Annotated in this window: 7 protein-coding genes; all 7 read left to right on the top strand. The window is 46.5% G+C overall.

Annotated features, from left to right (window positions below):
- Window positions 1-35: 35 nt before the first annotated feature.
- On the top strand, window positions 36-1,583 hold the full coding sequence (locus CA600_RS17875) for an extracellular solute-binding protein (protein WP_094871826.1): 1,548 nt from the start codon (window positions 36-38) through the stop codon (window positions 1,581-1,583).
- 99 nt (window positions 1,584-1,682) lie between these two features.
- Window positions 1,683-2,840: a glycoside hydrolase family 88/105 protein gene (locus CA600_RS17870; RefSeq protein ID WP_094871825.1), complete on the top strand. Its 1,158-nt coding sequence runs from the start codon at window positions 1,683-1,685 to the stop codon at window positions 2,838-2,840.
- A gap of 5 nt (window positions 2,841-2,845) precedes the next feature.
- Window positions 2,846-4,216 carry a glycoside hydrolase family 28 protein gene (locus CA600_RS17865; RefSeq protein ID WP_094871823.1) on the top strand — a complete coding sequence of 457 codons (1,371 nt, stop codon included), beginning with the start codon at window positions 2,846-2,848 and terminating at the stop codon, window positions 4,214-4,216.
- Window positions 4,216-5,109 (top strand): dienelactone hydrolase family protein, encoded by an 894-nt coding sequence (locus CA600_RS17860; RefSeq protein ID WP_094871822.1) that lies wholly within the window; start codon window positions 4,216-4,218, stop codon window positions 5,107-5,109. Before CA600_RS17865 ends, CA600_RS17860 begins: the two co-directional genes overlap by 1 nt.
- Before the next feature lie 17 nt (window positions 5,110-5,126).
- Entirely contained in the window at window positions 5,127-6,098 is a 972-nt protein-coding gene (locus CA600_RS17855) for a pectinesterase family protein (RefSeq protein WP_094871820.1), read from the top strand.
- Window positions 6,095-7,681 (top strand): glycoside hydrolase family 43 protein, encoded by a 1,587-nt coding sequence (locus CA600_RS17850; RefSeq protein ID WP_094871819.1) that lies wholly within the window; start codon window positions 6,095-6,097, stop codon window positions 7,679-7,681. Before CA600_RS17855 ends, CA600_RS17850 begins: the two co-directional genes overlap by 4 nt.
- 81 nt (window positions 7,682-7,762) lie before the next feature.
- Window positions 7,763-15,136, top strand: coding sequence for a pectinesterase family protein (locus tag CA600_RS17845; protein WP_094871817.1), 7,374 nt, complete (start codon window positions 7,763-7,765; stop codon window positions 15,134-15,136).
- Window positions 15,137-15,283 lie beyond the last annotated feature (147 nt).

The following is a 15,283-nucleotide window of genomic DNA, read 5'->3' as shown; positions in this document are numbered from 1 at the left end:
AAACAACAAATACATTTAAAAAAGGGGTAATGTTGATGAATCGCAATTACAAGAAACTTGCAGCCTTAATGCTGTGTAGCGGGCTGTTACTCACTGCATGCGGAGGAGGCAATAACGCGAAGGAGTCAAATTCTTCAAATGGGGGAACGAATTCAGCGGCTAAGACGACAGCGACACCAGCTGATGTTTTAGAGTCTAAAGCAAAGATTAGCTGGCTGAACATCCTGCAGACTCCGACTCCACCTACAAATACTGTTCTGGACAAAATAGAAGAAGCTACGAATACAGAGATTGAATTCTCATGGATACCCGATGCTTCCAAAGAAGAACGGATTAATACATCGCTAGCCTCCAATTCCTTGGCGGATATCGTTACCCTGACTATCCTTGATAATTCCTCGGTACGTAACGCTTTAAAGGCGGGGATGTTCTGGGAAGTAAGTCCTTATCTGGATGAGTTCCCGAATCTGGCAAAGATTTCACAAGACACTCGTACCTCGGCCTCCATTGGCGGTAAATTGTATGGAGTTCCCTTCCAAAAGCCGTTGGCGAGAAATGGTGTGGTCATTCGTAAGGATTGGCTGGATAAGCTGGGATTGCAGGTGCCAAAAACAACCGATGAATTGATGGGAATTGCGAAAGCGTTTACCGAGAAGGATCCTGACGGAAATGGCAAGAAGGATACTACAGGGTTTATGGATCGTAGCGATCTTATTTATGGAGCCTTCAAGACCTTGGGTTCCTACTTTGGAACACCAAATATATGGAGTGTAGACGACACAGGGAAAATGACACCTGAATTTGACACAGATTCCTATATTAAAACCATGGATTATATGAAAGCACTCTATGATGGCGGCTATATTAATCAGGATTTCGCTGTGACAGCTAAAACAGATCAGCAGCAGAATTTTGCACAGGGGAAGGCCGGAATTTATGTTGGAGCTCTGTTTGATAGCAAGAACCTGTTGAATTTGGCTAAAGGCATTCAGGATAATATGGATTTGGTCATGGTTAACAATATCACCTCCACAGGCAATGAAGCAGATCGTGCAATTTGGTCCGCTAACAACGGAATCGGTGGACTGCTGTCTTTCCCAAAATCCGAGGTCAAGGATGAAAATGAGCTTAGAAGGATATTGAAATTTATTAATGATCTCATGAATGAAGAGGTCTACGCTTTGATGACCTATGGAATTCAGGATGTTCATTACACCATCGATGCGGATCAGGCCGTTACCATTAAAGATACAAATCTGTGGAAACAGGAGGTTCAGCCATTTGCAGGCTCCCGTCCTTTAGAGTTGGGATTCACTATTCATGATGCTGATCCGCTCAAAGTAGAAGCCGAGAAGCTGATCAAGGAGAATGCCGATTATGCTGTACTGAATCCTGCTTACTCGCTGGAGTCGGAGACGTTCTCAACCCAAGGTTCTGAACTGCAGAAGATTGTGACAGATGCTACTTATAAATATATTCTTGGCAAAATCAATGTGGAGGAGTATAAGGCTGAGATTGAGAAGTGGAAGAAATCCGGAGGCAGTAAGGTGATTTCTGAATATGAGGCTGCTTATAAAGGGTAAACCCTTAATTAATACAGACGACAGGATAAGAAAATAGTGAATGGGTCCTAAACGAAAGTGAAACGTTTAGGACCATATTTATTCAAACAGGAGGAAGAAATGGCCGACAACATTGCAGTTAGAAGTACCAGCTGGGGTATCCGTATGGCTGATTCAATCATGGAACGAACACCAAGACTATATAACGATAAAGGATATCATGGAAAGTGGTCATATGATTATGGCGTCATTTTGAAGGGCTTTGAGCTACTATGGAGACAGACGGGAGAGCCTAAATATTATCAATATATCAAAGATAATATGGATTATTTTATAGAAGAGGATGGCTCAGTGAAGGGTTACCACTTGGGTGAACACAACATTGATCATCTAAATAACGGAAAGCTACTGTTTCTTCTCCATAAAGAAACGGGGCAGGAGAAATATAAAAAGGCTGCAGATTTGTTAAGGAAGCAGATAACAACGCATCCTCGAACCTCGGAAGGTGCGTTTTGGCATAAGAATATATATCCGTATCAGATTTGGCTAGACGGCTTGTACATGGGCGCGCCCTTCTATCTGGAGTATTTACTAGAATATGAAAGCGGAAAGGGTCTGGATGATGTGACCCGGCAATTTATTCTGTGTGAGCGTCATACCAAGGATGCAGAGACAGGTCTTATGTTCCACGCCTGGGATGAAAAGCGGGTACAGCCATGGTGCGATCCCGAAACGGGATTGTCTCCCAATTTCTGGGGGCGCTCGTTAGGCTGGTATGTCATGGCGCTGGTGGATGCACTTGCTTTACTCCCTGCGGAACATGCGGATTACGATGAGTTAGTGCGTATTCTTACCGATACGTTGACATCCCTTCGTAAGGTTCAGGATGCTGATTCCGGAGTTTGGTACCAGGTAGTAAACATGGGCGATCGTAAGGGCAATTATCTGGAGGCTTCAGCTTCTAGCATGATTACCTATGCTTTGGCTAAGGGCATACGGCTCGGTGTACTGAATGCCAGCTGGTTCGAAATGCTTGACCATGCCTATCAGGGTCTTCTGACGGAATTTGTAATGGAAACGAGGCATGGCTGGGTCAACTTGAACAAGAATTGCCAAGTCGCAGGACTTGGAGGAGATGATCGAAGAGATGGTACGTATGCCTACTACATCAGTGAACCTATCATTACCAATGATCAAAAAGGGCTTGGCGCATTTCTTCTGGCTTGTGGTGAGTACGAATATTTGCAGCGTCCTGCCGTGATGAAAGGGAGCGAGTGAAGCTTATGACTTACTACAATATAGTACATTATGGAGCACACTCTAATAGTACGGAGTCTTCGACGGAAGCTATTGCTAGCGCGATTCAGGCAGCAAGCGAAGCTGGAGGAGGAAGAGTTTATGTTCCTTCTGGCACTTATCATACCGGTGCCATCTTTATGAAGAGCAACATTGAGCTACAGCTTAGCCATGGAGCCGTACTTCAGTTCAGCTCTGATCCGAACGATTATCCCGTGATGGAGTCTCGCTGGGAGGGAGTAAAGCAGAAAGTTCATGCTTCTTGTATTTTTGGGATCAATCTAGAAAACGTATCGGTTACGGGTGCGGGCAAGCTGGATGGAGGGGGGGCATCTTGGTGGGATAAGATACGTAATTCCCCCGAGTCGCTGATCTTTCCTCGCCCGAAGCTTATCAGCTTCGATAACTGCCGTAGAGTCACACTTAGAGATCTGACACTTGTGAACTCCCCTAGCTGGACTGTGAATCCTATCTGTTGCCAAGATGTTACGATAGATAATCTGTCGATTTTTAACCCGGCGGATTCGCCCAATACGGATGGCATTGACCCAGAATCCTGCGTGAATGTCCGGATCAGCAACTGCAATATTGATGTAGGTGATGACTGCATTGCCATTAAAGCGGGAACAGAGGAAACGAAAGAGCGAATCGCCTGCGAAAATATTACGATTACGAACTGCACGATGATCCATGGACATGGCGGGGTTGTATTGGGAAGTGAAATGAGCGGGGATATCCGTAATATCGTTATTAGCAACTGTGTATTCAAACAGACGGATCGCGGTATTCGGCTGAAATCTAGACGTGGACGCGGAGGTGTTGTCGAAGATATCCGTGTTAGTAATATCGTGATGGATGACGTGATTTGTCCGTTTATCCTTAATCTTTATTATTATTGTGGTTCTCGTGGGAAGGACAAATATGTGTGGGACAAAAATCCTTATCCGATTACCGAGGAAACACCTTGCTTCAGACGTATTCACTTTGCCAACATTACTGCGCGGAACGTTCATGCTGCTGCTGGTTTTCTATACGGTCTAGCAGAGCAGTATATTTCGGAGATTACCTTCTCAGATATTGATATATCGATGGCAGAAGACGCGATTCCTGGTCGTCCGGCAATGATGTCTGGGATTCAGGATATGAGTAATCGCGGGTTCTATCTTGGCAACGTAAAAGACATCCGCTTCCGCCAAGTAACGATTGAAAATCATGAGGGACCTGCTTTTTATATTGAAAATGGAGAGGCGATTGACATTAGCGGCTGCCAGTCTAAAAACACTCGTAAAGTGGAGGAGTTAGTCCAACAGGTGACCGTCGCTCCTTCACAGGAAGATTTGAGCGGGCGGGAAGACTGATGCTAGAACAGGATAAACTTACAGCTCTGCTTGGCGATCTTCCAGAGAACAGGCCGATTTCTGTGCAGCTGTTATGTGTAGAGGAAAGGGACGGCTATCGGCTAGAGACGCTTTTGCTGGATTTGAATGGTATAGAGAAGGTTCCGGCATATGTTGCACTTCCGCTTGAACAGCAGGGTCCTTTTCCACTCGTTATCTTCAACCATTCCCATGGAGGGAATTATGAGAATGGACGGAATGAATTCATTTGCAGCAGCCCTTATCTGCAGCAGCCTTCTTTTGCAAAGACGCTTACGGGTATGGGATATGCTGCTTGCTGCATCGATGTGTGGTGCTTTGGTGAACGGCGGGGCAAAACTGAAAGTGAGCTAGTGAAGGAAATGCTCTGGCAGGGTCAGGTCTTATGGGGAATGATGCTGCATGACTGCCGACGTCTGCTTGACTATATGTCTGAACGGCCTGATATAAACGCCTCACGGGTGGCGACGATTGGAATGTCTATGGGTGGGCTGATGTCTTGGTGGCTGGCTGCGCTGGACGAACGAATTAAGGTAACCGTTGATATATGCGGACAGGTAGATGCTCATACCCTAATCGCCAAAAGAGGACTGGACCATCATGGGTTCTATTCTTATGTTCCAGGACTGCTGAAGCATTATACCACACTTGATATTCAGTCGAGAATTGCCCCTCGTCCTCGTATGAGTCTGACGGGTCGCAATGACCGGATGTGTCCGCTCGAAGGGGTAGAGCTTTTAGCCTCAGGCCTGCATGAGAAGTACCGAATGGCAGGGAGTCCAGAGAACTGGAAACCAATGATATCCGGTAGCGGACATATGGAAACCCTGGAAATGCGGGTAGCTTGGAAATCGTTTATGACCAAGCATTTATAGGATGAGAGGGATGCTCTTTGCTGGTGGGGAAAGAAGATTTTTGCGATTATCATACCCTTCAAGAGGCTGTTGATGCTCTTGAAGAGCAGTTTCCAATGCAGCCTGAAACCTTATATATCTTGTCAGGCCTCTATGAAGAAGAGGTGCGAATTTACCGTTCGGACCTAACCCTTATTGGAATAGGGGCGGTTGAGATTCGGATGAACCGTTATGCCAAGGAGAGGGATGAATACGGAGAGGAAATTGGCACGTTCGCAACCCCGACCTTATTTCTGGGCGGGCGTAGGCTGACACTGGAGAATCTGATCATTTCGAATACGGCTGGACAGGGAGATACAGTCGGGCAGGCTATTGCCCTATATGCTCACTGTGATGAAGCGGTTTTTCGTTACTGCACCTTTAAAGGGCATCAGGACACACTGTTTACGGGGCCGTTACCGTCTGCTTCGAAGAAGGGTGGAGGTTTTGGCGGCGTTCCCTTGAGAGAACATCATGTCCATTACCGTCAGATGTACCAGCACTGCCGAATAGAAGGGACCGTGGATTATATTTTTGGTGGTGCGACGGCGTGGTTTGAGCATTGTGAGTTGCATAGTCTGAGCCGTTCAAACGGTGAGCCGGGCTATATTACCGCAGCTTCCACACCTAAAGAATCCGAGTACGGGTATATTTTTAACGAATGTGTATTGACGGCAGCAGACGATGTAGTGAATGTCTATTTAGGGCGACCATGGCGGGAGCATGCCGCTGCCGAGTATGTGAACTGTCTGATGGGAATTCATATTCATCCTGAGAGATGGAACGACTGGGGAAATGAAGCGAATCGTAGAACGGCCCGCTATCGAGAATACGGGATCCGGAATGCCAACAGCTTGAAGCGTCAGCGAGTGGAATGGGTGCAATATTATGAAGCGGAAGACGAGATGCCAAGTGCGAATGTAGTTTTCAAAGGAAATAATTTTTGGAATTCGGAAGGAGCACAACAATGATTACAGACAATATACAAACCGCAGTTATCCGCAATCCGGTATTAAGAGGGTTTAATCCAGATCCATGTATCGTAAGAGCAGGGGAAACTTATTATATCGTCGTCTCCTCGTTTGGCTGGTTGCCTGGTGTGCGTGTGTATCAATCAACTGATTTGGTGGAATGGGAGCATTGTACAGATGTTCTAACCCATCAGGTAAATCTGCGTGGCAATCCAAACAACTGTAGTATTTGGGCACCACAGCTTAGTTATAATGACGGCTTGTTCTATTTGATCTATACCGACGTAAAAAGTACCAAAAGGCCCTTTAAAGATTGCCACAACTTTCTGATGACTGCGAAGTCGATCGAGGGTCCATGGTCTGAGCCGGTTTATCTGAACAGCAGCGGGTTTGATCCTTCTCTGTATCATGATGAGGATGGGCGAAAATGGCTGCTGAATGAGCTGTGGGATTACCGCATCACAGAAGGCAATAAGTCTTGCGGTATTGTGATTCAGGAATACGATCCTGAGCAGCGTCAATTAAGGGGAGAGTCCATTAAGATCTTTGATTGTACATCGCTCAAGAAGACGGAAGCACCACATATTTACAAGCGGGAAGGCTATTACTATTTAATTACGGCGGAAGGGGGCACCGGATCAGGGCACGCGGTAACCGTGGCGCGATCTAAAGCGCTACTCGGACCGTATGAGGTCGATCCGCTCAATCCGATGTTAACCTCTCGGAATAATCCTGGACTTCCGCTTCAATGTGCAGGCCATGGAAGTCTAGTTGAGACACCTGATGGGGAGTGGTACATGGCTCATTTGTGCACCCGTCCACTGGAAGGTCAGTTCGCCATTCTGGGGAGAGAGACAGCTATTCAGCAGGTGTATTGGAATGTGGACGGCTGGCTAAGACTAACCTCTGGCGGAAATACACCGCTACTAGAGGTGCCTGCACCTAAAGGGACGCAAGCACGCAAACAAGCGCAGATGCTTGCGTTTGAAGATGACTTTAACGGTCCAGAGCTGAAGAAAAACTGGAATACATTACGAATTCCTGGGAATGAAAGCTGGTGTTCTCTAGCTGAAAGACCGGGATGGCTAAGGATCAGGGCTGGGGAATCGGTACAAAGTCTATTTGAGCATCATATTCTGGCTATTCGTCAGACCGATAAGAGTTTCCGTGCAGAAACGGCGCTTGAATATGAACCGTCTAGCTATCTTCAGATGGCGGGGCTGCTCCTATACTTAAATGAAGATAACTATCTGTATGCGTACATCAGTCATGAAGAAGGGCTTGGAAAGGTCTTGCGGTTAATGCGTTGTGAGAGGGATGAGTTCACTGCGGAACCTGTAAGGATTGGACTGAAAGCGGGAGAAGCACTTCGAATCGCAGTTGAGGTGAAGGAAGTAACGGGTCAATTTATGTATCAAACCAGTGAGGATACGGAGTGGAAGCTGCTTGGCGATCCACACAATATCAGCTTCTTATCGGGTGGTTTCACTGGAAATTTTGTTGGGATTGCAGCGCATGATATGCAGCAGTCTGGTGGCAGCAGTGCTGATTTTGCTCATTTCCGTTATCAGGGCAAGGAATAAACACGGCTTCACTAAGGAAGGGGTTCTGCTTCAAATGGATCAGGCCCTTTTCCTATTCCAATAGATAGTAGGAGGTCTTGTATGAAGAGGAAATGGTTATCTGGGGCGCTGGTCGCAGGTCTTCTCGCAACAAGTATACCGTTTGGGGGTGTTGAGGCTGCATATTTGGAAGCGCTTCCTGCCTTTCCCGGCGCGGAAGGTGGCGGGAAATATGTAACCGGTGGAAGAGCTCAATCTGTGTATGAAGTGACGACGCTGGCTGATTACGGTCTCAAGGAAACACCCATTCCAGGTTCTTTCCGCGATGCGGTAAGCCAAAGCAATCGGACTATTGTCTTCCGTGTGGGAGGGACCATCCATCTGAAGGAATCCCTCAAGGTTACCGGCTCCAATCTGACGATTGCCGGGCAAACGGCTCCAGGTGACGGGATCACAGTTACCGACTACACAACATCTGTTGAGGCGGACAATATTATTATGCGGTATATGCGTTTCCGGCTAGGAGACCGGGTAGCTAGTGAAGATGATGCCTTTGGATCACGATACCATAAGGATATTATTATTGACCATAGCTCATTCAGCTGGTCCGTGGATGAAGTGGTCAGTCTGTACGATAACGAGAATACTACTGTGCAATGGTCGATATCTGCTGAAAGTATGCTGATGACTAGCCATCAAAAAGGTCGCCATGGTTACGGGGGGATTTGGGGTGGTAAAAATGCCAGCTATCTCCATAATTTAATCGCTCATAGTACGAGTCGTAACCCTCGATTACCTACGATCACCAAGCTGATTGATCTGACGGAGATGACCAATAACGTTATTTATAACTGGGGATTCGCCTCGACTTATGGTGGCGGAGCAGAGGATTATCGATATAACATTACTAATAATTACTATAAAAATGGACCAAACACCTACAGCAGTGTGAATAAACAATTGTTCGGGGAAGTGGCTCCAGAAACCAGATTGTTTATTGATGGGAACATAATGGAGGGGAGTCCGGAAGTTACTGCGGACAATTGGAAGGGTGTGCAGAAGTTCTCCAATATCTCTAAGCTTGCAGAGCCTGCAACGATGCCTAATCCGTATAAAGCGGTGTCAGCGGAGGAGGCTTACGTAAATGTACTGGCTGATGCGGGAGCCACTCTGCCTAGACGAGATGCCTATGATGCACGAGTCATTAATGATGTGAAGAACCGTACCGGGCAGCATATTAATTCTCCTATTGAAATTGGCGGGTATCCCGATTATCCAGAGACAGCATCAAGCGTGGTGGATAGTGATCATGATGGAATGGATGACGCATGGGAGCTGGCGAAAGGTCTGTCACCTTCCGATCCTGAAGATCGCAATGGAACGACGCTTTCTATGGAAGGTTACACCAATCTGGAAGTATATTTGAATGATCTAATTATTCAAGGTGAAGCAGAGGGGGAGCACATAGATAATCCTGTAACCGCTATCAATTATCCTGCGAATAATCAAATTTTTGAGTCAGGTAGTAAGGTGAACGTAACTGCTTCTGCGAGTGATAGCGATGGAATTGCTAAAGTGGAGTTTATTGTAAATGGTGTGAAGCTAGGGGAAGATCTCACTGCACCTTACAGTTTCGATTGGAACAATGTTCAAGACGGGACCCATTACCTCGTTGTTCAGGCCATAGACCATAAGGGTCTTAAGACACAATCGGATAACGTGGCTATTCATGTTAATACAATAGGCCCTACGCTCCCGTGGACGTCAGTGGATATTGGCCATCCAGGGATTGCCGGACAGACCACACTTCATCCGGAGAGTGGCAAAATCACGCTCAAGTCGGCTGGACTTATCGGAGCTACTTCGGAAAGCGAAAGCGCGGTTGATAACTTTCACTTTGCTTATCAAACCCTGAAAGGCAACGGAGAAATTATCGCTAAAATTGATTCCGTGACACCGACTGATGATTATGCTAAAGCAGGAGTCATGATTCGTGATGGCCTCAAGGATAATGCCAAGATGGCTTTGCTGGCGATCCCTTATGTTAAATATGGCAAGAAAGGCGTTCTAATTACACGTTCTACTGAAGGGGCCAAGGTAATAAAAACCGAGCCAGAAAGCTTCATCAATACGCCTTATTGGGTTAAATTGGTTCGTCTTGGTAATGAAGTGACGGGCCTAATATCACCAGATAAGTTGACTTGGAGTAAGGTCGGTACAGTAAGTCTTGGTCTTAGTGACACGGTTTATTTTGGTCTTGGAGCCGATGCAGCAAAAGTAGACAACAAGGTTAACAGATATAATACTTCTGTCTTCAGTGGTGTGGAGCTAAATTCGCTTGGGGATAAGTTTCCGAGTGCTCCTCGTGGACTTACGGCAACAGCAGGCCAGGAGAAGGTGAAGCTGGACTGGGAGACGGTAGAAACTGCTCAATCGTATAGTGTTAAACGTAGTGAGGTTTCAGGTGGTCCCTACAAGACGATCAGCACAGATGTCCTAGATAGCCAGTATAAGGATTCTGGATTGAGCCCAGGGAAAACCTATTATTACGTAGTTAGTGCGGTGAATGAGCTTGGAGAAAGCTTCGATTCCATGGAGGCTAGCGCTGAGCCTAACGGCGAGGCTGGGAATATTTATTACGTAGATGAGGACTATGAGCAGGTCGACGTGGGTGTGACTCCTGAATATTATGAGGTCACTCCGAAACCACAGACTGAAGCGCAAAAGGTTATCGTATCTGCCACACCATCCGGCAGTAAGGGGAATACTTCAGCCAAAGTACTGGATGTGTATGATGCAGCAAACGGTAATGTGCAGTTTATCCGTAAATTCGTGCCCATTACGGGTGCGTTAGTCATTGATACTGACTTTATGTTTGCGTCAGAATCGGGAACCTCAGTATTCCTTCAAGCCCAGAGTACAGACGGTACCAAAACGGCGTTCTCTATCGAGAGCAGAAAGCCAACGCTTCCTGAGGCCTCGAACAAGTTTACATTAACTATGAGCAGAGGGAGCAGCCAGTATCATCAACTGATGAATTCCTATTCATTGAATCAGTGGTATAACCTTAAGCTAAAGGTCGATGTGAAAAATGATAAAGTAGAGGTATACATCGATGATCAGCTTGCTGGCGCTTTTCCGTTTACAACTACGAATTTTGCCAGCTATGGTATTGGTCGTATTTTGTCCAAGACGCCGGGTGGAGGATCAGGCCATTATTATTTAGATAATCTTAAAGTGTATGTTGAACCGATCGAAACGCCACTTGGTTTGACAGGTCTCCCGGGGAACGAAGCAGCTCAGCTGAAATGGCCTATTCTTGAAGGTGCGACTTCTTACAATATTAAGAGAAGCCTTACGAGTGGGGGGCCTTACGATACCATAGCTAGTGCTATTACAGAGACATCATATATTGATACAGAGGTAACCAATGAAACTACTTATTATTATGTGATCTCCGCGATGGCGCCTACGGGTGAATCAGGGAATTCTAATGAAATTAGGGTTATCCCATCCGCACTTGCGGTGAAATTGCCAGCGCCAGAGTCACTTGCTGCTGTAAGTCGGAATACTCAGCTAGATCTGAGCTGGGATGTGGTGGAGAATGCAGCAGGCTATTCTATCAAGAAGTGGAATGAAGCCATAAGCAGCTATGAACCTGTGGCAAAAGACATCGTCGGAACAACTTATCGTATTGGAGGACTAACCAACGGGCATGCCTATCGGTATGTTGTATCGGCGACAAATGTTGCCGGAGAAGGCAAAGCGTCGGAGCCTGTTCTTGCCACTCCGGCAGCTCCTTTGGAAACGCCGGTGGTTTCCATTCAAGCTGGTGATGGTGCGATGACATTGAGTTGGGCAGTGATCGAGGATGCGAGCCAGTATATAGTTAAACGTGCTTTATCTTCGAACGGACCTTATGAAGTGCTTGGTGCTGATATAAGCGGCACAAGCTTTATTGACCGCAAGACAGTAAACGGCACGCCGTATTATTACAAGGTCCAGGCTACAGACGGTACCCGTAGTAGTCTGGACTCAGCTGTTACCCCAGCGGTTTCATACCAGAACTTCGGTCAGCCGCAGGCTCCACAAGAAGTTATGGCAGAGCCGGGCAACAATGAAGTTCGTCTAATCTGGAGCGCAGCTGATGGAGCGAGCAGCTATCAAATTGTACGCTCGGAGAGCGGGGGAACCTATGTGGTCGTAGCTGAAGGGATTGAAGCAGCAGGCTATACCGATAAAGAATTAACCAACGGTAATGCCTATCAATATGCGGTAATAGCCATCGGAGATAAGGGGGCCAGTGTTCCATCCGAGATGGTTCATGTCGTTCCAGCTCCTGTGATTATCGTGGATCAGAATGGGGCAGGAGATTATAAGACAATTAATGAAGCCATCCAGGCAGCGCCTGATAATAATGCCATAACCACGATTATTAAGGTAAAGAACGGCATCTATAATGAGAAGGTTCTAGTTCCTTCTAATAAGAAGAAGATCAACCTGATCGGGGAGAGCCGAGAGGGTACCGTTCTTGTTAATGGAGATTCAGCCAAAACCATCGGCTCAGATGGCAAAGAAGTGGGCACCAGTGGCAGCTATACACTGAAAGCTGCGGCAACAGATTTTACACTGGAGAATATGACGGTTCAGAATAGTGCAGGATTGAATGCTGGTCAGGCAGTTGCTTTGTATGCTGAAGGGGACCGGGGTGTATACCGGAATGTGAAGCTTCTTGGATATCAGGATACCCTGTTCGCGGATAAGGGGAGAGCCTATTTCGTCGACAGTCATATTCAAGGTACGGTAGACTTCATTTTCGGTAATTCTCCTGCGGTATTTGAGAATAATGTGATACAAAGTGCAGGTGCCGGTTATGTTACTGCACCTTCCACTGAATCAGGTAAGCCAGGCTATGTGTTCATCAACAATCAGCTAACAGCGAATGATGGTGTAGCTGCTGGAACAGTGGATCTGGGGAGACCCTGGAGAGATTATGGCAGCTCAATCTTCATCAACACGGAGATGGATGCACATATTCGTGCGACTGGATGGCATGAATGGTATGAAGGTCGATCCAAGACAGCACGTTTCTCCGAGTATTTGAGCTATGGTGAGGGAGGTAACGCATCTTTACGTTATAGCTGGTCTAAGCAATTAACGGCAGAAGAGGCAGCAGCCTATACGATTCAGGCCGTTCTTGGTGGGAATGATGGATGGAATCCGCAGAAATCAACAATCTTGGTCAATCAAGCACAGCTTCCTGCGATACATGTGTCTTCAATTACAGTAAAGAGTAAAGATGGAGCCAGCAGCATTGATTCAGAGGGTGGGGTTTTGCAGCTGGCAGCTTCTGTTCTTCCAGAGAATGCGACGAATCCTAATGTTAGCTGGGCTGTGACTGATTCTGATGGTATAACCTCTACGGATAAGGCGGTTATTGATGAGAATGGTTTGCTTACAGCCAGAAAAAACGGGACGATTCAAGTGACTGCACGAGTGGCGGATGGCAGTGGAGTGACAGGAAGTCTAGAGATCAACATCAGTGGTCAAGGTGAACCTATAGCAGAATTACCTGTTGCAACGCTGAAAGGACCTGTTACCGTATCGTCAGGTCAAGCGTTTGCTTATCGTGTCGGGCTCACGAATGTAACTACTTCCGTCTACAAAGAAGTATATGCTGTAGACTTTAAGCTGGAATTCGATGCAACGGGTGTAGAATTTGTATCCGTCCAGACTATATCTGATGAATTGAGAATTACTCATATTGAACAAGAAACTCCAGGTCTAATAAGAGTTAGTATAACCGGGACCAAGGCAGAGAATGTCCTGACTGACGATGCAGAATTCGTGGAAATGATCTTTAAGGCCAAGAAGATGACCAGTGAAATGGCTGTACCGCTTGGATTTATCTCATTCCGCGGCTCGAACGCAGATGGCGAATTCGACATTCTGCACGAGGCACAGTCCATTGTTCGTATCATTCCGATATCAGTCTTGGAAATTAAAGTGGTAACCAAAGACAATGTGAGCCGAATTAAAAAAGGGGAGACCCTGCAGCTGCTGGCTACGGTCCTACCAGAACATGCATCAGATCCCTCGGTCATATGGTCGGTGGTCAATGAGGATGGATCTGCGGCTGAGCGCGCATCCATTACGGATGCTGGTCTGCTCAGCGCTATAGCAGCGGGTAAAGTAACTGTGAAGGCGACGGCCAAAGATGGCTCAGGTGTTGCAGGTATAATGTCTATTGAGATTATTGCGGATACTCAGATTTCAGAATCAGGGGATACGTCTTCATCATCAACAGTGGAGCCGAAGAAATTACCGGAAGCAGCAGTGAACGCAGGGAGAGTCATTCTTTCTGTGACAGCAGATACGAAGGGCAAGGCTGTTGCGACGATCACGGCGACTATTCTACAGCAAGCCATAAACTCGATGCAGAGCGGAGGGTTAAGCATCGAAGTGAAGCCATCCGCGGACAGCTCGGTGGTTGAACTGACCCTACCAGCTCATGAACTGGCACAAGCTGCAACAAATGGTATGCAGTCATTGGAAATAGATATGGGTCTGTCCACCTTCAGAATAAATGCTGATCTGCTTCGTGCAATGGCTGGATCTGACGCTTCGAATATTAAGCTTGTAGTAGGCAGAGTGGATGCAAAGACACTGGTACTTCAGACCGATGTCGGGGATATTTATGAATTTACATTCTTTGTTGATGGTAAGCGATTTGATAGTTTTGGACGTGGACTGAAGGTAGGATTGGATTTCAAACCAAAGACGACTTCGGAAGTAGAGCAAATAGTAATTTACCAAATTCGTGCAGATGGGACAATGGAAGTCGTTAGAAACTCCCAATACAACGCAGGAATAGGGCAGATGATGTTTAGACCAGAGGATTCCAGCAGATTTACAGTAGGGTATGCAGAGAATTCTTTTAATGATATCGCTGGACTAGGTTGGGCACAAAATAGTATTCATGCTCTTGCAGCCAGAGAAATTCTGCAGGGAGTAGGAGATCATAACTTCGGACCACAGCTGGATGTAACTCGGGCACAGTTCCTGAAGATGCTGATGCTGGCTCTTGAACTGGATGATGCCAGCGCAGTAAGTACATTCCAGGATGTGGCGCTGAATGACTGGTACTATAGCTCTGTTGCTGCCGCCGGGAAGCTTGGTATTGTTCAGGGCAGACCTGATGGTACTTTCGGTGCCAATGAATTCATTAGCCGTGAGGAAATGGCATTGATGGCCTATCGTGCAGCACAACTCTCCAAGCTTCCGGTAACAGAATTGGGAGAGCCAGCTCTTTTCACAGATGCATCTGGTATTTCGGGCTATGCGCTAGAGGCTGTTCAATCTATGAGTGGTGCAAACATCATTCAAGGAGTTGGCAAGGACAGCTTTGCACCTAAAGCACATGCTACTCGGGCTCAGGCAGCAGTGATTGTGTATCGGTTGTTTCAGTTATTGTAAACATTTCAAGTTGACACCCTGTGTGATTTATCATATTATAATTCGTATTGTTATAAGTAAATAAACCAAACTCTATCCAGTGGATGGAGTGGCGGAATTTTGTCAAAGATGTATTCTTTGGTTTCAGTCGCCCCTTGTCATTTCGAT

This window comes from Paenibacillus sp. VTT E-133280 (genome assembly GCF_002264385.1).
Lineage (GTDB): Bacteria > Bacillota > Bacilli > Paenibacillales > Paenibacillaceae > Paenibacillus_AQ > Paenibacillus_AQ nitricinens.
This window is presented reverse-complemented; position numbering and strand designations above follow the sequence as displayed.